Raw genomic sequence first — 19,302 nt, 5'->3', positions numbered from 1 at the left:
GTGCCGTCAGGCCGTCTCGGCGGACTCCGCCGTACGGCCCGACCACATCTGCCACGGCTGCCGGGTGACCCACTCGTCCACCGCCGCCGCCGTGAACGCCAGCTCCCGCGCCGCTCGGCCGCCGTCGCCCGCCATCAGGCCCGGCTCGGCGCCGCTCGCCATGAAGTGGTAGATCCCCGCCACCCCGGCCGCCGTCCGGGGGCCCAGGATCTGCGCGAGTCCCTGCTCGAAGACGTGCGGCTCGAGTGCCGTGTAGCGCACCGGACGCCCGAGCCCCCGGGCGAACGCCTCGGCTAGCTCCGGGCCGGTCAGGGTCTGCGCGCCGCCGATGTCGAAGACCCGGCCGTCCATCCCCTCCGCGGCGAGGGCCCCGACGACCGCCTGCGCCAGGTCGCGATGGGAGATCCAGGCGGTACGGACGCCGGCGGGCAGCGGGTAGGCGAGCACGCCCTCGTTCACCAGCGCCGGTCCGTTCCAGGGGCTGAAGAGGTTGTCCAGATACACGGGAGGGCGCACGACGACCAGTTCCACGCCGCTCTCGGCGAGGCCCTCGCGCAGCACCGTCTCCACCAGGCGGCGCGTCTCGAAGGCCGCGACGTTCGTCGTCTGCTGCGGGACACGGGTGTTGGCGTTGTAGACGATCCGGTGCACCTTGCTGTCCCGGGCCGCCCTCGCGATGTGCTGGGCGTAGCGCATGACCTTCTCGGCCTCGTACACCAGCGGGATCGTCACCGCGGCATGGGTCGCGCCCTCGAAGAGCTGCCGCACGTCCTCCTGCCGGCCCAGGTCGCCGCTCGCGACCGAGACCCCGGGCAGCTTGGGGCGGTCCTCCTCGGGCTTGCGGCTCAGGGTGCGTACCCGGTGGCCCCGCTCGGTCAGCAGACGGGCCGTCGCGCCGCCCTGGAAGCCGGTCGCCCCCACCACGGCTACGCGCATCGGAATGTGATCGGACATGTCTCAGAAGGGCCCTTCGATAGGGTGTGGCTGCTGCCGTGAACGGCACGTCCAGGCTCGCGGCGGCGGCTTCGGCCGATCAATTAACAATCCGGGGCGGGGGTTGAAGGATCGTCCAATGGACCGACCACTGGAACCGACCCATAGTGAGCGTGACGACCTCCTGAGCGAGCTGCTGAAACCACTTCGGCTCACCGGGGTGTTCGACAGCCGGTGGCATCTGCGCGCGCCGTGGGCCATCGAGGGGGACGCCGAGCAGAGCTGTGCCGTACTGCACTTCATCACCGAAGGGGGCTGCTGGATCACCGGCGAGGACCAGACGCCGATCGAACTGCGCGCCGGCGACCTCGCCGTCTTCCCCACCGGGACCGCGCACCGGCTCGCCGACCGCCCCGACCGGCGGGGCGTGTCGCTCGCCGCGATGCTGCCCGAGCGCCGGCCCGGCACGTCCGGCGAGATCCGCATCGAGGGGGAGGGACCTGTCAGCCGGATACTGTGCGCCGGACTGCACTACGACGCGAGCGCGGCGACCGGCCTGTACAAGGCGCTGCCCTGGGCCCTGGTGCTCGACGGCTCCCAGGTCGACCAGGAGCCGCTGCTGCGCGACACCCTGCGGCTGCTCGCCACGACGGACCGGCCGGTGGGCCCGGGCGACCGGCTCATCACCCTGCGCGCCTTCGAGATGGCGCTCGTGCTCGCGCTGCGGCCGCTGCTGCGCGACCTGGCCGGCAATCCGTCCGCTCTGCCCGTCCTCGGGCACCCCGGCATCAGCAGGGCCATGGTGATCATCGCGACCCGGTTCGCCGAGCCCTGGACCATCGAGTCGCTCGCCCGCGAGGTCGGCATGTCCCGCTCCGCGTTCACCGCGGCCTTCCGGGACCTCGTCGGCGAGGCGCCCGCCCGCCATCTGACGGGCCGCCGGATGCAGGAGGCCGCCCGGCTGCTCGGCGAGACCTCGCTGCCGCAGTCGGCCGTGCCCGAACGGGTCGGCTACCAGAGCACGGTCGGCTTTCACCTGGCCTTCCGCAAGTGGTACGGGATGACGCCCGGCGAGTACCGCAGCAAGGGTGCGTCAGCCGCATGATTGGCCGGTTCTTAAGGACCGCTGGACGGTCGTTCATTGCCCGGTGTCCCGGCGGGGGACAGGCTCGGCTGGAACCGGCCGCCGCCGGCCCGCCCCGAGCGCGGCCAGGCGGAGGTCCGTCCAGCCGCAGTCCCTTCGAGGAGAGACGTTGACCAGGTCCGGCCAGGAATACCTCGCATCGCTGCAGGACGGGCGCGAGGTGTGGCTCGACGGCGAGCGCGTCGCCGATGTCACCCGCCATGCCGCCTTCCGCAACACCGCGGCATCGATCGCGCGGCTCTACGACCTGGCACGCGACCCGCGGTACGCGTCCGTGCTCACCGCGGACGGTGCGCATCGCGCGTTCAAGGTCCCGCGCTCGTACGAGGACCTCGTCGAGCGGCGCCGCGCGTACAAGGTGTGGGCCGAGTCGAGCTTCGGGTTCCTCGGGCGCACGCCGGACTACATGGCGGGCGGGGCGGCCGGGTTCGCGGCGGCGCCGGAACTGTTCACCACCGACGGCTTCGACGGCGCGGACAACGCGGTGGCCTACCACCGCAGGCTGGCCGAGGGCGACCTCTACCCCACGTTCACCATCACCAACCCGCAGATCGACCGTACGAAGGCGGCGTCGGAGCAGGAGGAGGACGACCTGGTCGTGCGGGTCGTCGCGGAGAAGGACGGCGGCGTCGTGGTGCGCGGCGCCAAGATGATCGGCACGGCGGCCGTCTTCGGCAACGAGGTCATCGTCGGCACCATCGAGCCGCTCGCACCGCAGGACGTCGACCACGCCCTGTGCTTCTCGGTGCCGATCGGCACGCCCGGTCTGAAGTTCCTCTCCCGTACCTCCTACGAGGCGCAGGCCCGCAGCGTCTTCGACAACCCGCTCTCCTCGCGGTTCGACGAGAACGACGCGCTGCTCGTGTGCGACGACGTGTTCGTGCCGTGGGAGCGGGTGCTGACGTACCGGAACGTCGACGCGACGTTCGGCATGTGGTGGCGCACCCCGGCGTACGTGAACTTCGTGCACCAGGCCGCCACGCGCTTCTGGACCAAGCTGGAGTTCCTGACCGGCATCGCCATCCTGCTGACCAAGGCGAACAACACCTACCAGCTGCCGCCCGTCACCCAGGCGATCGGCCGGCTGATGGGCAGGGTGGCGCAGGCCAAGGCGTTCGTGCTGGCGGCCGAGGCGTCGTACGAGCAGGTCGACGGCGGACGCGGGGGCGTGATGCCCGGAAAGGAGATCTCGTTCGCGCAGCGGATCATGGCGGGTGAGCTGTACCCGGCGGCGGTCCAGGAGATCAAGACGCTGGCGGGCGGCGGAGTTATCCAGCTTCCCGCCTCCGCCGAGGATCTGCTCCACCCGGAACTGGGGCCGCTGGTGCGCAAGTACATCCGCTCGCCCGGCCACCCGGCCGAGGACCGCGTCAAGCTGCTGAAGCTGGCGTGGGACGCGCTCGGCTCGGAGTTCGCCTCCCGCCACGAGCAGTACGAGCGCTTCTACCACGGCGCACCGCACGTCTACCTGATGCAGCAGGTGTGGGAGGGCGACACGGACAGCTGCGAGGCGCTGGCGCGGGCGTGCCTGTCCGGGTACGCGCTCGACGAGAGGACCCCGCAACGGTGACCCCCGACCGCACCGCGGACGCGGCCCACGCCGACCGCGCCGCGTCCGGGGCCGGCCCCGCGCTCCTGCTGCTCGCCGCCACCCAGCTGCTCCTCATCATGGACACCGCGATCGTCAACGTCGCCCTGCCCTCCGTGGGCGACGACCTCGGGTCCGGCTCCGCCGGTCTGTCGTGGGTGGCCAACGCGTATCTCATCACCTTCGGGGGACTGCTGCTGCTCGGCGGGCGGACCGCCGACCTGTTCGGGCACCGCAGGCTCTACCTGACCGGACTGGGGCTGCTCGCCGCCGCGTCCGCCGCGGGCGGCGTCGCCGGCAGCGCCGGGCACCTGATCGCCGCGCGCGCCGCGCAGGGCGTGGGCGCGGCGCTCGCCGCTGCCGCGGCCTTCGCCCTGCTGCTCACCCTCTTCCCCGACGGACCCGGCCGGCACAGGGCGCTCGGGGTGTTCGCCGCCATGGGCGGACTCGGCGGGGTGCTCGGCACGGTGCTCGGCGGCGTGCTCACCGATCTCCTGGGCTGGCGCGCCACGTTCTGGCTCAACGTCCTCGTCGCGCTCGTGCTCGCCGCCGCGGCCCTGCGGCTGCTCCCCCGGAGCGAACGCCGCCGCGAACGAGGCTTCGACATCGGCGGCGCCCTCACCGCGACCGGCGGGCTCGGGCTCCTGGCGTACGCCCTCGTCGGCGCGGGCGAGGCGGGCTGGACCGCGGCGCGGACGCTCGCGAGCGGGGCGGCGGGACTCGCCCTGCTCGCCGCGTTCGCCCTGCTGGAGCGGCAGGCCGCCCGGCCGCTCGTGCCGCCCGCCGTGCTGCGCCGCCCCGCCCTGCGGCTCGCCAACCTCCTGGCCGCACTGGCCCAGATGGCGCTGTTCCCGATGTTCTTCCTGGTCAGCCTCTTCCTGCAGAGCGTGCTCGGCCAGTCCCCGCTCGTCGGCGGCCTCGGCCTGCTGCCGCTGTCCCTGGTCGTCGTCGCGGTCGCGCCGCAGACCGGCCGGCTCATCGGCCGGCTGGGGCTGGGCCGCACCATGACGCTCGGCTTCGGCCTGCTGCTCTCCGGCATGGTCTGGCTCGCGCTCGCGCTCGACGCCGGCGGCACGTTCCCGACCACCGTCCTGGCCCCGAGCCTCGTCCTGGGCGTCGCCCTGCCGCTCGTCATGGTCACCACCAACGTGGCGGCGACCGCCGACGCGTCGCCCGACGAGACCGGGCTCGCTTCCGGACTCGTCAACACCAGCCAGCAGTTCGGCTCGGTCCTCGGGCTCGCCGTCCTGGTCGCCGTCGCGACCGCGGGGACCACGGCGGCCGGTGACGCCGCGGCCGAGACAGCGGGCTTCAGGTCCGCCCTTCTGGCCGGGGCCGTGTTCGCGGCCCTGGCCGCCCTGCTCTCCTCCCGGCTGCGGCTGCCCGCGCCCGCCATGGCGCCGCCACGCCAGGACCGGGTCGGCGGCGCCGTGGAGTGACCGGGGGCGGGACAGTGCCCCGGCGGGAGCCGTGCGGCCCTGCGGCACCGCGGCGCCCGCGCACCGCCCGCCCCACATCCCACCAGTGAACCGTTCTGTCCGAAGGGACGTTCCGTTGACCCTGTACGACCTTGTCGCGCCCGGTCTCGATGTGCTTGGCGAACCGCGTTACCGGATAGCGGAGATACGCGCGGCGGACCCGCTCGGCGCGGACGCGCTGATCGCCGCGCTCCCCGCGATGAACGCGGAGGCGGACGTGCCCGCGCTCACCGTCGCCCTGCGCACCCTCGTACCCGACGAGGACCGGGTGGCCTCGCTCGGCGTCGTCGACGCGCTCGCCGCGATGCGCGACCTCGGCATCCTCCTCGGCTCGCTGAAACGTCACGGCACGCAGCCGCTCGCTGCCGTGCCGGAGGCGCTTCCCGTCCTCGAGGAACTGGGCCGCCGCACCGACATGGTGCCGCGTGACACCGTGCACCACTACACGACCTGGAACCCGTCGGGGAAGCGCCAGCGGATGTACACGGGCGACCCGATGGAGGGCAACCTCCAGGACGCCGTCCGCATGGTCTTCCCCAGCCTCGTCGCCTCGCTCGACACCTGCGCGGAGCTCGCCCGCCTGGAGCCCTACGATCCCTGCTTCGCCCTCGTCCTCGACCGCATCGCCCAGCAGGTGCAGGCCATGGTCGACGCCATCGACCTCACCGTCGCCCGCGTCTCGCCCGTCTTCTTCGCCCGCGAACTGCGCTCCTACTTCGAGGAGATCGACGTCGCAGGCCGCGACTACCTCGGCCCCGCCGCCGCCCAGGTCCCGCTCTGGCTGGTCGACCTGACGCTGTGGCAGTGCGATCGCGGCAACGAGCGCTACGACGCCTTCCTCGACGACTCCGTCCAGTACAGCCTGCCGTCCTGGCGCGCCCACTACGCGGCCCACCGCGGCGGCGTCTCGGCGGTCTCCAAGCTCTCCGCCGCCTTCAGCTGGGAGGGAGGTGGCCGCGTCCCCGCCACGCTCACCGCGTCGGCCGTCTCCCTCACCCGCGTCCTGCGCATCCTCAAGACCTTCCGCGCCCGCCACCTCACCATCGCGCGCAAGGCCTACAGCGAGGAGGTACGGCTCTACGACGCGGGCAGCGGCGGAGCCCCCGTCGCCCTCCTGCGCTCCGTGCTCGACCTGACCCGGGACAACGAGACCCTGGTGCGCCGCTCCGTGGAGCCGCCCGCCCGGGCCGCCCGCTGACCGCCGAAGGAGACCCACAGGAGAGTACGAGGAGACCGTCCCCATGACCCACATCTTGATCGCCGGCGGCGGCATCGCCGGTCTGACCGCGGCACTCGCCCTGCACACGGCCGGGTTCGAGCGGATCACGGTCGTCGAGGCGACCCAGGAGATCCGCCCCGTCGGCGCCGGCCTGAACATCATGCCCAACGCGGTGCGCGAACTCGACGCGCTCGGCGTGCTCGACCGCGTCGAGGAACGCGCCGTACGCACCCGGGAGCTGCGCTACTACCACCGCAGCGGCGGCCTCATCTCCCGCGATCCGCGCGGGCTGGGCGCCGGCTACCACTGGCCCCAGCTGTCCGTCCACCGCGGCGACCTGCAGCTCGTGCTGGCCGAGGCCGTGCGGGCCAGGCTCGGCGAGTGCGCCCTGCTCAGCGGCGTACGCGTGACCGGCGTCGACCCTTTCCCCGACGGCCGCCCGCGCGTCACCCTGGAGCACAGCGAGGGCACCCGGCGCGGCCGGGCCTCGCTGGAGCCGGACCTGCTCATCGGCGCGGACGGCATCCGCTCCGCCGTACGCGCCGCGCTCCACCCCGGCGAGGGGGAACCGCCGTGGAACGGGATGCTCGTCTGGCGCGGGATCTCCCGCGTGCCGGCCGCCCGCGCGGGCCGCTTCATGCTCATCGCCGGGGACGACCGGCTGCGGGCGGTCGTCTACCCGATCTCCGAGCCCGCCGACGGGGGCGACGTCCTCGTCAACTGGGCGCTCGCCGCACCCTCCGAGACGGCCGGGGGCACCTTCCGCGGCGACTGGAACCGGGCCGTCCCCGTGGAGACCTTCGCGGACCGCTTCGAGGGCTGGGAGTTCGACGGGGTCAGCGTCCCCGATATCCTCGCCGCCGCCGACGCCGCGTACGAGTACCCGATGGTGGACCGCGACCCGCTGCCCGCCTGGTCCCTGGGCCGTACGACGCTGATCGGCGACGCGGCCCACGCGATGTACCCGATCGGCTCCAACGGGGCGACCCAGTCCATCGTCGACGGCCGCGCGCTGGCCCACGCGCTGGCCCGCCACCGCGACCCCGTGACCGCCCTCGCCGCCTACGAGGCGGACCGCCGGCCGGCCATGACGCGGCTTCAGCTGTCCAACCGGCAGCAGGGGCCCGAGGTGGTCATCGATCTGGCGCACCGGCGTGCGCCCGGCGGATTCACGGACATCCGCGACGTGATCCCGGAGTGCGAACTCGCCGAGATCGCGGCACGGTACGCGGCCACCGGCGCGTTCGACCCGCAGAGCGTGAACCAGGGGTCCCCGTACGGAGGAACTTTGCACGCCCATCGGTAGCAGCGGTTACGGCCGCATGGGGTCCCCCGGCGCAGCCTGGGGGAAGCGAGCCCCCAGGAGGGGGCCGTGCGCCGTGGTCGGGGAGGACGGGGTGCGACTACGGTCGGGAACGACGGAAAAGGGCGCACACCGTCGTGCGTCCGCTCGGATGCGTACATCCCCTGCGAAGGTGGGACCTGTGAAGGCCATTCGTCGATTCACCGTCCGCCCCGTCCTCCCCGAACCACTGCAACCGCTCAGCGGCCTGGCGCGCAATCTGCGCTGGTCCTGGCACGCCGAGACCCAAGAGCTGTTCCGCTCCGTCGATCCCGAGGGGTGGCAGGCCGTCGCCGGCGATCCCGTGCGGCTCCTCGGGAACGTGTCCGCCGCCCGGATGGCGGAACTGGCCAAGGACCGGCGCTTCCTGCGCCGGCTCGCCGCGGCCGCCGACGACCTGGACGACTACCTGCACGGACGCAGGTGGTACCAGTCCGCGGACGGCGACCCCGGCGACGGCGAATTCCCCGCCGCCATCGCCTACTTCTCGCCGGAGTTCGGTGTCACCGCCGCCCTGCCCCAGTACTCGGGCGGCCTCGGCATCCTCGCCGGCGACCACCTCAAGGCCGCCAGCGACCTCGGCGTGCCCCTGATCGGAGTCGGCCTGCTCTACCGGCACGGCTACTTCCGCCAGTCGCTGTCCCGCGACGGCTGGCAGCAGGAGCACTATCCCGTGCTCGACCCGAACGAACTGCCGCTCACCCTGCTGCGGGAGGCCGACGGGACCCCGGCCGGAGTGTCCCTGGCCCTGCCCGGCGGCCGCCTGCTGCACGCCCACATCTGGGTCGCCCGGGTCGGCCGCGTACCCCTGCTGATGCTCGACTCCGACGTCGAGGGCAACGGACCGGGCGCCCGCGACGTCACCGACCGGCTCTACGGCGGCGGCAGCGAGCACCGCCTGCTCCAGGAGATGCTGCTCGGCATCGGCGGCGTCCGGGCGGTCCGCGCGTACTGCAGGATCACCGGGCACGAGGCGCCCGAGGTGTTCCACACCAACGAGGGCCACGCCGGCTTCCTCGGCCTGGAGCGCATCCGTGAACTGGGCGAGAGCGCCGGTCTCGGATTCGACGCGGCCCTCGAAGCCGTGCGCGCGGGCACGGTGTTCACCACCCACACACCGGTGCCCGCGGGCATCGACCGTTTCGACCGCGAGCTCGTCGCCCGCCATTTCGCGGAGGGGGCCGAGCTGCCCGGAGTACCCGTCGACCGGGTGCTCCAGTTGGGCACCGAGAGCTACCCCGGCGGTGAGCCGAACCTGTTCAACATGGCGGTGATGGGCCTGCGGCTGGCCCAGCGCGCCAACGGCGTCTCCCGGCTCCACGGAGCCGTCAGCCGCGAGATGTTCTCCGGCCTGTGGCCGGGCTTCGACGCGGCCGAGGTGCCCATCACCTCGATCACCAACGGCGTGCACGCGCCGACCTGGGTCGCGCCCGAGGTCTTCCGGCTGGGGGCGCGTCAGATCGGCGCGGGCCGTGCGGAGGACGCCCTGTCGGTCGGCGGGTCCTCGCGCTGGGACGCCGTCGCGAACATCCCCGACGCCGACATCTGGGAGCTGCGCCGCTCGCTGCGCGAGCAGCTGGTGCAGGAGGTGAGGGAGAGGCTGCGCGCGTCCTGGCGCCAGCGCGGCGCGGGCGCCGCCGAACTGGGGTGGATCGACGGGGTGCTCGACCCCGACGTGCTCACCATCGGGTTCGCCCGGCGGGTGCCGTCGTACAAGCGGCTCACGCTGATGCTGCGCGACCGCCGCAAACTCACCGAGCTGCTGCTGCACCCCACACACCCGATCCAGATCGTCGTCGCGGGCAAGGCCCACCCGGCCGACGACGGAGGCAAGCGTCTCGTACGCGAACTGGTGCGCTTCGCCGACGACCCGAAGGTGCGCCACCGCATCGTCTTCCTGCCCGACTACGGCATGGCGATGGCGAAGAAGCTCTACCCGGGCTGCGACGTGTGGCTCAACAATCCGCTGCGTCCGCTGGAGGCGTGCGGTACGAGCGGGATGAAGGCCGCGCTGAACGGATCCCTCAACCTGTCGGTGCTCGACGGCTGGTGGGACGAGTGGTACGAGCCGGACTTCGGCTGGGCGATCCCCACCGCCGACGGCGCGGCCACCGACGAGGACCGCCGCGACGAACTCGAGGCCGCGGCGCTGTACTCGCTGATCGAGGAGCGGGTCGCGCCCCGCTTCTACGAGCAGGGCTCGGGCGGCCTGCCCGACCGCTGGATCGCGATGGTGCGCCGCACCCTGACCACGCTCGGCCCCAAGGTGCTCGCGGGCCGCATGGTGCGCGAGTACGTCGAGCGGCTCTACGCCCCCGCGGCGAAGGCCCACCGGGCCCTGGACGCGTCCGCCGCCGAGGAGCTCGCGGACTGGAAGGCGCGGGTGCGGGCGGGCTGGCCGCGGGTCGCGGTCGACCACGTGGAGGCCGTGGACCAGGACGCCGGTGCGGGTGCCGCGGCGACGGCGGGCCTCGGGTCCACGCTGACGCTGCGGGTGCAGGCCCGGCTCGGTGACCTGCGGCCGGACGACGTGGAGGTGCAGGCGGTGGCGGGCCGGGTCGACTCCGACGACGCGATCCGCGACGCCCAGACCTTCCCGCTGAAGCCGTCGAGCGGGCCGGATCTGGAGGGCCGCTGGGTGTACGAGGGGCCGATGGCGCTGGACCGCACGGGACCGTTCGGCTACACGGTGCGGGTGCTGCCCGCCCACCGGCTGATCCCGGCGGGCGCGGACATGGGACTGGTGGCGCTGCCGCCGGAGGCCGCGGGGCAGGACGCGGGCGTGCTGCTGCGCTGAGCCGTTCCGCCGTACGGGGCACGGCCCTTCCGGAATCCGGAAGGGCCGTGCCCATTTCTGCGCTGTCCGTGCGGATTCACGGCACGTCGGATGAGCGCGGCTTGCATGACGTCACTTTCTGTAGAGAAGAATGTGATCACCCTATGAGCCCCGCTGCCTCACGTGATCACGGCGGCTTCATGCGGAACCCGAACTGTGATGCCCATGTGGCCAGAGTGATCGCCCGGTCCGGCCCGCCAGGACCCGCCGTGAAGCCCGGATTCCCTCTCCGTCCCGCCGCCGATGTCCTGCTCGTGTGTTGCTCATGACCTTATGGCGTACGTGAAGTGATCAAGTTGTGACCGTATTGGATGGGCCGATGTCGGACATCTGATCTTGTCCGGCGTATCGGCGGCTGCGATATTGCGTTCGATTCCGCGGGTTGTGGGGGGCCTCACCTGCGAAACAGGCTTACAGCCGGGGGGAGCGAGCGATGTTGCCGGTCGGTGTGCAGCGGGGGCGGGCCGTCACGGCGCTGCTCCTGGCGACGCTTGTTGTGCTGCTGGGCCGGGCTATGGAGCCACGTACCACGGCAGCCACCGCGATCCGCCACATGCCGACTGCTTACCTGTCGTGCACTGCCGAAATCGTACTGCGGGACGCGGACTTCCCCGGCGAAGAGGCTGTCGAGGCTGCCCCGTCGCTCCAAGTACCCGGGACGGGTGGCCTCTTGGGCCGGGGCGGCGGCTATGCCGAGCCCACACCGCGTGGTTTCCATGGTTCCGGACCCGGGGCGGACGACAGCAGGAGGGCTGCAGGCAGGCTGCCTGTGTATCAGCACTCCGACTCCCTTCCCCGCGCGCGTGGGAGTGTCACTGGGGATAGCCCGTTGACGGGATGCAGAAGCGGTCCAGCAGCCGACCGTTCCGCATGGGGCCTGTTTCTGAACTGAAGGCCAGTGCGGTCGCCCACTCGGGAGTACGGCGCGATCGGGGTGTGGCATTCCCGACGACGGACGAACCATCAGCTGCCGCCGACACCACGCAGTCGGCTGTGCGGCCTGTCCCCCGGGCGTGACTTGCCATCGATCACGGATGCGCGTGCGCGGCGTCAACTCCGCGATCTCTCAGTCGTACTTGAGCCGGTCGTATGCGTCCAGACCGGCAAGTCGCACCCGAGTCCGGCTCGTCAGGCAGATTTTCAAAACCTCCGGCGGAGCGCCGCCGGCACCACGCAGGGGAGGACCCAGTCCATTGGACATCAGAACGCGCCCGCGCCTGCGGGCCGTCCGACGGCGAACGATGCTCGCAGCGAGTGCAGTCGTACTGACTGCCTCGGCCCTGGGCGTCAGCCCGGCGGCCCCAGCCGTGACTGTCGCCGGCTGCAGTGGCGTGGAGTCGGACTTCAACGGCGATGGCATTCGAGACACCGCGATCTCCGATCCCGAGGCGACCGTCAACGGCAAGACGCGCGCAGGCCTTGTCCACATCGTCTATGGCGGTGGGAAGGGGACTATGCAGCTGTCGCAGGAGACGGCGGGCGTACCCGGCGGCGCCGAGGACGACGACCAGTACGGATTCGCCCTCGCCGTTTACGACGCCGACGCCGACGGCTGCAGCGATCTCGCAGTCGGCATTCCCGTACGAGGACCTCGTGGCCTCCGATGCCGGTCTCGTTCAGATCGTCTACGGGTCGCCGACCGGCCTTCTCGGCGGCAAAGGTGTCAGAGAGCACAAGCAGGGCGCGGGGTACTCGCTCGGCGGCGCCGATGAGGCGGGCGACTGGACCGGCTACGCCCTGGCCGCAGGCAGGACAGCCGGTGGCACCTCATACCTGCTGATCGGCACACCCGGTGAGGATATCGACGCGGCTGTGGACACCGGGGCCTTTTTTTACGTCGCGAATGACGCGGCCACTGCACAGGGCAACCACCAGGACACCGAGACAGCGGGAGCCGTGGACGGAGCCAACGAGACGGACGACCGGTTCGGCGCGTCGCTGGCGGCCACTCCGACTCACTTCGCCGTGGGCAGACCGGGCGAGGCACTGGGAGCCGTCACTTTCGCCGGCGGTGTCGGTGTGTTCAGCCACACTCTGGTCTCTGGCCATCCCAAGCCGATCGCTGGTCTCGGCCAGGACCTGGACGTGGTTGACGGAGCCCCGGAAGTGGGCGACGGCTTCGGAACTGCTGTCGCGATGGTGCCGTACCGGGCCTCTGGTGCTACTTCCACCACGGAGGCTCTCCTGGCCATCGGTTCCCCTGGCGAGGACCTGAAGACCGTCATCGATGCGGGTGCCGTGCAGGTTTTCAAGATCGCGCCGGGAGGAAGCTTCGTCGAGACGGAGTGGATCGAGCAGGACAGCCTCGAGGTCGAGGAGAAGAGCGAAGCGGGGGACTTCTTCGGTCAACGACTCGCGGCGGCCAACACGGTTCCGAACAGCACTAGTTCGGGGACCAATACCCGTCTGGCCATTGGTGCGCCCGGTGAGGAGTCAGCCGAGGAGCACCGTGAGAAGGGCGGCTTCCACATGGTGCCGATGGTTGGTGATCCCGGGGTCTCCGACGCCTGGTTCGAACCGGGCATGGGCATCCCCGGCGAACCCGCCCCCATCCAGCTCGCGGGCCTCAGCCTGGCGCCCGCCCCGGGCGGGCTGTACGTCGGCATGCCCTACGGGCCGGTGGCAGGCCACGCCGTCCACCTCTTCCCATGGAACGCGGCGAACGGCGGCGCGCCCACCCAGACCTTCAAGCCCGGTGAGGGCGGCATCCCCACGGGTGACACCTCCTTCGGTGCGGCGGTGCGCTGATGAACAACAGGGAGAACGGATACGTGTCCAGACGCATACGACGCAGCCTCGTACTGCGCGGCGCGGTCGCCGCAGTGGCGGCCGGCGCCGTACTGACCGGGGGCTTCAATGCACTTCCCGGCGACTCAGACCGAACAGCACCGTGCCCGAGCAGTAGACGGTTGCTGCAGGCAAGCCGGTGCAGACAGAGGCCGAGGCGCTCACGATCGCCAAGAAGAGCGGCAAGAAGGTCGAGATTCGCGGCATGCGCACGGCTCGCCGTGAGATCTACGCCGAGCCAATGGCACGTTCACGGCCCAGGAGTACACCGACCCTATCCGTACCTATCAGAACGGCTCGTGGGTCGACATCGACAGGCCCCGTCGGCAGGTTCTACAGCGGAACGGTGCCCCATTCCGTTCCGTGAGACCACCGCGGATGCAGAAGCGGTCCAGCGGCCGACCGATCCGCATGGGGCGTGCTTCTGAACTGAAGGCCAGTGCGGGGTGTGGCATTCCCGACGACGGATGAGCCATCAGCTACCCCGACACCACGCAGGCGGCTGTGCTGCCTGTTCTGCCGGGCGCGACTCGCCGTCGAACGGACGTTCATATGTGGCGTCAACTCGGTGGTCCATCGACCGCACGCGAGCCGGTCGTATGCGTCCAGACCGGCAAGTAGTACCCGAATCCTGCTATTTCGGTCAGATTTCGAAGACGTCCGGCGGTGAACCGCCGACCACCTAAGGGAGGACCAGTCCATTGGACATCAGAACGCCCCTGCGGCTGCGGGCCGTCCGACGGCGAACGGCGCTCGCCGCGAGCGCACTCGTCCTGACCGCCTCCGCCCTCGGTCTCGGCCCGGCGACGACCGGCGCGGTCGCCCCCGGCTGTTCCGGCGTGGAGTCGGACTTCAACGGCGACGGGATCCGCGACACGGCGATCGCCGATCCGGAGGCGACCGCCAACGGCAAGACGCGCGCGGGCGTCGTGCACATCGTCTACGGCGGCGGCAAGGGGGCCCTGCAGCTGTCACAGGAGACCCCGGGAGTCCCCGGCGGCTCCGAAGCTGGCGACCAGTACGGCTTTGCCCTCGCCGTGTACGACGCCGACTCCGACGGCTGCGCCGACCTGGCTGTCGGCTCCCCGTACGAGGACCTCTCCACCAACGCCGACGCCGGCTGGGTGCATATCGTGTACGGCTCTCCGGCTGGTCTGAACGGTGGCAAGGCCGTCAAGGAGCACATGCAGGGCGACACAGCAACCCTGGGCGGCGCCGCCGAACCCGGCGACTGGGCCGGGTACGCACTCTCCGCCGGCAAGACGTCCGCGGACGTGCCGTACCTGATCGTCGGCATACCGGGGGAGTCGATCGGCACGGTGGAGGACGCCGGCGGCTTCGTCTACATCCACGGGACCGCGCAGACCGTGGCCAGCGTCAACCAGGACGTCGAGACGGGCGGAGCGGTACCTGGCACGGCCGAGGTGGACGACCGTTTCGGCGCGGCGATCGCCTCCACACCGACGCACTTCGCCGTCGGAACGCCCGGTGAGGCGATCGGCTCGGCGAGGTTCGCGGGAGGCGCGGCCGTCTTCAGCCACACGCTGTCGTCCGGTTCCCCCAAGCCGCTGTTCGGCTTGGGCCAGGACCAGGATGTGATCGGGGGCAGCGAGGAGCCTGGCGACGGCTTCGCGACGTCACTGGCCATGGTCCCCTACCGCCCGGCAGGGGCGACGTCGACCACGGAGTCACTGCTCGCCGTCGGCGTCCCCGGCGAGGATCTGTCCACGACGGTCGACGCGGGTGCCGTCCACGTCTTCCGGGTCACCGCTTCGGGCACCTTCACCCAGACCATGTGGCTCGACCAGAACTCCGCCGACGTAGAGCAGGAGAGCGAGCCGGGCGACTTCTTCGGCCAGCGCCTTACGGCCGTCAACACCGCTCCCAGCAGTACCAGTTCTGCCGGCAATACCCGGCTCGCTGTCGGCGTCCCCGGTGAGGAGTCGTCGGAGGAGCACCGCGAGAAGGGCGGCGTCCACGTCGTGCCCATGGTCGGCGCGCCCGGGGTCTCCGACGCCTGGTTCGACCCGGGTTACGGCATCCCGGGCGAACCGGCCCCCAACCAGCTTGCGGGCCTCAGCCTGGCCGCCGCGCCGGGCGGTTTGTACGTCGGCATGCCCTACGGGCCCGCGGCGGGCCACGCGGTCCACCTCTTTCCGTGGAACGTCGCCAACGGCGGCGCCCCCACGCAGACATTCAAGCCCGGCGAGAGCGGTATCCCCGCCGGCGGCACCGCCTTCGGTGCGGCGGTCCGCTGATGAACCACAAGGAGAACGGACACGTGTCCAGACGTATACGACGCGGCCTCGGGCTGCGCGGCGCGATCGCCGCGGTGACGGCCGGCGTCGTACTGACCGGCGGCTTCCAGGCGCTGCCGTACGAACCGGATGGTGCGGACGCCGCACCGAAGCAGTCCGCCGTCGGCGCGGGGACCCCCGTGCAGACGGAGGCCGAGGCCCTCGCGGTCGCGAAGAAGAGCAACAAGAAGATCGAGATCCTCGGCATGCGCACCGCGCGCCGGGAGATCTACGCCGAGCCCAACGGGACGTTCACGGCCCGGGAGTACACCGATCCGATCCGCACCTTCCGGGACGGCTCGTGGGTCGACATCGACAAGACCCTGGTGCGCCGGTCCGACGGCAGTGTGGCGCCGAAGGCGACCGCCGTGGCCCTGTCGTTCTCGGACGGCACGGCCGGCAAGCCGTTCGTCAGGATGAACCAGGCGGGCCGCGAACTGTCCCTGACCTGGCCGTACGGAAAGCTGCCGGCACCGGTCCTCGACGGTGAGACGGCCACGTACAAGGACGCGCTGCCCGGTGTGGACCTCACGGTGCGCGCGGAGGCCGACGGATTCGGTCACCTCCTGATCGTCAAGACACCCGAGGCCGCCGCCGATCCGAGGATCGCCCGAGTCGACCTGGGCCTCACGACCGACGGGCTGAAGGTCACCGAGGCTGCCACCGGCGCGCTCAAGGCCGAGGACGCCGCCGTCGGCGGCACCGTCTTCGAGGCCGGCAAGCCCGTCATGTGGGACTCGGCCGCCGTCAAGGAGGCCGCCGCCAGGAAGCAGGGCCCGCGGGCCGTCTCCAAGGCGCTCGCCGCCGCGTCCGCGGACGCGGCTCCCGCCCCGGCCGTCGCCCCGGAGCCCGCGCTCGCCGGTCCCGGCGGTGGGGGCAAGACCTCGCCGCTCGGCGTCCAGGTCGGCAAGGGGAAGCTGTCCCTGGTGCCCGACCAGAAGCTTCTCAAGAGCAAGGACACCGTCTTCCCGGTCGTCATCGACCCCATCCAGCGCACCACCTCGCGCACCGCGTGGACCGGCGTGATGTCGGGCATGCCGACCGAGCAGGACTGGAAGTACTCCGGCAGCGCCGGTGTGGGCAAGTGCCCCACCGACTACAACCCCGTGTCCTGCAACGGCGTCGGCGTCCGCCGTGTTCTGTTCACCATGCCGATGTCGTTCTACTCGGGCAAGCAGATCCTCGGCGCGACGTTCTCCGCACGCGTCGAGCACATCTACAGCGCGACGCCGACCGCCGAGCCGATCCGGCTCTACCGCATCGGCGGCAAGAACTACAGCATCACCTCCTCCTCCAACTGGTCCAACACCTCGGACGACTGGCTCGACCACATCGGCACGGTCGAGAAGGCGATCTCGCCGACGAGTTGCTCCAGCCAGGCCAACCTGCACTTCGAGGCCGGCGCCACGGGCGAGCTGACCACCGAGGTGAAGACGGCCGCAGCCGAGGGCTGGTCCTCGATGACGCTCGGCCTGCGAGCCGCCGACGAGACCCGGCTGCCGGAGTGGAAGCGGGTCTGCGGCAACGCGTATCTGTCGATCAGCTACAACAACCTGCCGCGGAAGATCACCACGCTGTCGCAGAACCCTGGCGGTGTGTGCGCCACGGGCGCCGGCCGCCCCTATGCGGAGGTCCCGCCGCAGCTGCAGGCGGTGGCGAGCGACCCCGACCATGCCAACGGTCAGACCGACAAGGTCAAGGTCGAGTTCAAGGTGGACTGGACGGACCCGGTCACCAAGGAGGCGAAGAGCTACACGTACCTCACCCCGAGCTGGCTCGCGCCGACGCCCAGCACCAAATTCACGCACACGGTGAAGTCGACGATCCCGCAGAACACCGTCATCTTCTGGAGCGCACGCGCCTACGACGGTGACGGTTACGGGCCCTGGAGCTATGACGGCGACACGGTCCGCTGCGAGTTCATCTACGACAAGACATTGCCGGGCAAGCCGAACGTGCTCTCCAAGGAGTACCCGTCCGACAGCGTCTACCACGACGGCGTCGGCACCTACGGCTCGTTCACCTTCTCGCCCAACCCGAACGACTCCGTGCCGGACACCGATATCGTGAAGTACCGGTACGCGTTCGACAGTACGGCCTCCCCGGCTACGACTGTCAACGCCACGTCGGCCGGCGGCTCCGCGACCGTGACGTGGATGCCGCCCCGTGCGGGACGCCACTGGGTCGACGTCATCGCCGTCGACAAGGCGGAGAACCCGAGCACCAAGGCGCACTATGAGTTCCTCGTGACCGAGGGAACCCCCGTCGCCGCCCAGTGGAGCCTCGCCGACGCGCCGACCAGCACCGAGGCGCACGACGAGACCGGAGCCTTCTCCGCGAACGCGGGCACGGGCGTCACCTTCGGTGTGGAGGGTCCCGGCGGCAAGGTCGACGCGGCCGCCCGCTTCGATGGCACCTCCGCCGCCTACGCGGATGTCAACGAGACGGTCCTCGACTCCTCGAAGAGCTTCAGCGTCAGCGCCTGGGTCCGCCCGAAGGGCACCCCGACCCGTGACATGGCCGTCGTCAGCCAGGACGGCACCGGCGAGCCCGGCTTCACCCTCGGCTACGACCACACCGCGGGCACCTGGGCGTTCTCCGTCCCGGTGACCGACGTCGACTCGCTCGGCGAGTGGAAGGCCGTCGCCACCGGCGTCAGGGTGCTCGCCGACCAGTGGGTCCTGCTGACCGGCGTCTACGACGCCACCAAGTCCGAACTGCGGCTGTACGTCAACGAGTACTCCAAGGGCGTCGCCTCGCGCCGCTCGGTGTGGCGGTCCTACGGCCCGCTGCAGCTCGGCCGTACCACGGCGAAGAGCGGCTACCGCGACAACCTTGATGGCGACCTCGCCGAGGTCCGCGTCTTCGACCGCGTCGTGCCCGCCGCCCAGGTGGCGGAGATGATGACGGTCAAGCCGAGCCGCATGAATTACTGGCAGCTCGACTCGGCCTCCTCCGGCTCCTCTCCGGACACGGGGTCGGGGCAAGCACTGAGCCTCGCGGGCAACGCCTACATCCTTCCCGCGCCCACCGATCCGTACTCGCTAGACCCGCGCCCGATGGTCGGCGACGGTCACCTGCTGCTGGACGGTGACGGGGACTACGCGTCGACCGCCACTGCTCCGGTCACCGGAGCCGCGAGCTTCACGGTGACGGCCCGCGCCCAGATCACCTCGCTGGACCCGGTCAAGGCGCAGACGGTCCTGTCCCTTCCGGGCACGGCGGCGAACCGCCTCGCGGTCCGCTACCGGCCGGGACCGGACGCCGAGACCCCGTCGATGTGGGAGCTCGCTGTCGCGGAGTCCGACTCGGCCACGGCGACGGTGAAGAAGTTCACCGACGGCCAGGCGCTCCCGAACACCGACCCGGCGGGTCAGCACCTGGCCGTCGTGTACGACGCGTTCGCCAATCAGATCCGGCTGTACGTCAACGGCATGCTCGCCGACGTTGCGGACCGCACCGACGACACCCTGTGGGGCGCCACCGGCGGGCTTCAGGTGGGCCGTTCGGCGCTCGGCGGCGGCAGCGAGTACTTCGCCGGAGCGATCGACGAGGTCCGTGTGTACAGCGGAGCGGGGGACACGACCGCGATCCTGAAGATGGCCAACCCGGAGTCCTTGCCCGACATGTGATTCGTGCGGGCGGGTGCGCCGGTTCAGCACTTGGCGCACCCGCCCG

Annotated in this window: 10 protein-coding genes; 9 read left to right on the top strand and 1 reads right to left on the bottom strand. The window is 71.3% G+C overall.

The annotated features are described in order from the left end of the window. Positions 1-6: 6 nt before the first annotated feature. Positions 7-954 carry an SDR family oxidoreductase gene (locus ACWD0A_RS28790; protein WP_451302755.1) on the bottom strand — a complete coding sequence of 316 codons (948 nt, stop codon included), beginning with the start codon at positions 952-954 and terminating at the stop codon, positions 7-9. Positions 955-1,072: 118 nt separating this feature from the next. Here ACWD0A_RS28790 and ACWD0A_RS28785 point away from each other — a divergent pair, with 118 nt between their 5' ends. From ACWD0A_RS28785 to ACWD0A_RS28745, 9 genes are all read left to right on the top strand, one after another. Continuing rightward, on the top strand, positions 1,073-2,038 hold the full coding sequence (locus ACWD0A_RS28785) for an AraC family transcriptional regulator (protein ID WP_307713346.1): 966 nt from the start codon (positions 1,073-1,075) through the stop codon (positions 2,036-2,038). 148 nt (positions 2,039-2,186) lie between these two features. Beyond that, positions 2,187-3,647, top strand: coding sequence for a 4-hydroxyphenylacetate 3-hydroxylase family protein (locus tag ACWD0A_RS28780; protein WP_451302752.1), 1,461 nt, complete (start codon positions 2,187-2,189; stop codon positions 3,645-3,647). Then, entirely contained in the window at positions 3,644-5,104 is a 1,461-nt protein-coding gene (locus ACWD0A_RS28775; RefSeq protein WP_451302750.1) for an MFS transporter, read from the top strand. The genes ACWD0A_RS28780 and ACWD0A_RS28775 overlap by 4 nt, the downstream gene beginning before the upstream one ends. A gap of 115 nt (positions 5,105-5,219) precedes the next feature. Next, positions 5,220-6,341, top strand: a complete 1,122-nt coding sequence (locus ACWD0A_RS28770; RefSeq protein WP_451302748.1) for a monodechloroaminopyrrolnitrin synthase PrnB family protein — start codon at positions 5,220-5,222, stop codon at positions 6,339-6,341. Between the two features lie 43 nt (positions 6,342-6,384). After that, a complete protein-coding gene (locus ACWD0A_RS28765) occupies positions 6,385-7,668 on the top strand; it encodes a flavin-dependent oxidoreductase (protein ID WP_451302746.1) in 1,284 nt (427 codons plus the stop codon). Positions 7,669-7,846: 178 nt separating this feature from the next. Next, complete coding sequence (gene glgP, locus ACWD0A_RS28760; protein ID WP_451302744.1) at positions 7,847-10,501, top strand: alpha-glucan family phosphorylase; 2,655 nt, start codon at positions 7,847-7,849, stop codon at positions 10,499-10,501. 1,632 nt (positions 10,502-12,133) lie between these two features. Then, the gene (locus ACWD0A_RS28755; protein WP_451302742.1) at positions 12,134-13,288 is read left to right on the top strand and encodes a VCBS repeat-containing protein; all 1,155 of its coding nucleotides are present in this window, start codon (positions 12,134-12,136) and stop codon (positions 13,286-13,288) included. A gap of 740 nt (positions 13,289-14,028) precedes the next feature. Then, positions 14,029-15,585, top strand: a complete 1,557-nt coding sequence (locus ACWD0A_RS28750) for an FG-GAP repeat domain-containing protein (RefSeq protein WP_451302740.1) — start codon at positions 14,029-14,031, stop codon at positions 15,583-15,585. Positions 15,586-15,608: 23 nt separating this feature from the next. Continuing rightward, the gene (locus ACWD0A_RS28745; RefSeq protein ID WP_451302738.1) at positions 15,609-19,256 is read left to right on the top strand and encodes a LamG domain-containing protein; all 3,648 of its coding nucleotides are present in this window, start codon (positions 15,609-15,611) and stop codon (positions 19,254-19,256) included. The last annotated feature ends 46 nt before the right edge of the window (positions 19,257-19,302 follow it).

Source organism: Streptomyces sp. NPDC002867, assembly GCF_053591895.1.
Note: the sequence above shows the minus strand (reverse complement) of the source record. Positions and strands in the feature narration are given on the sequence as shown.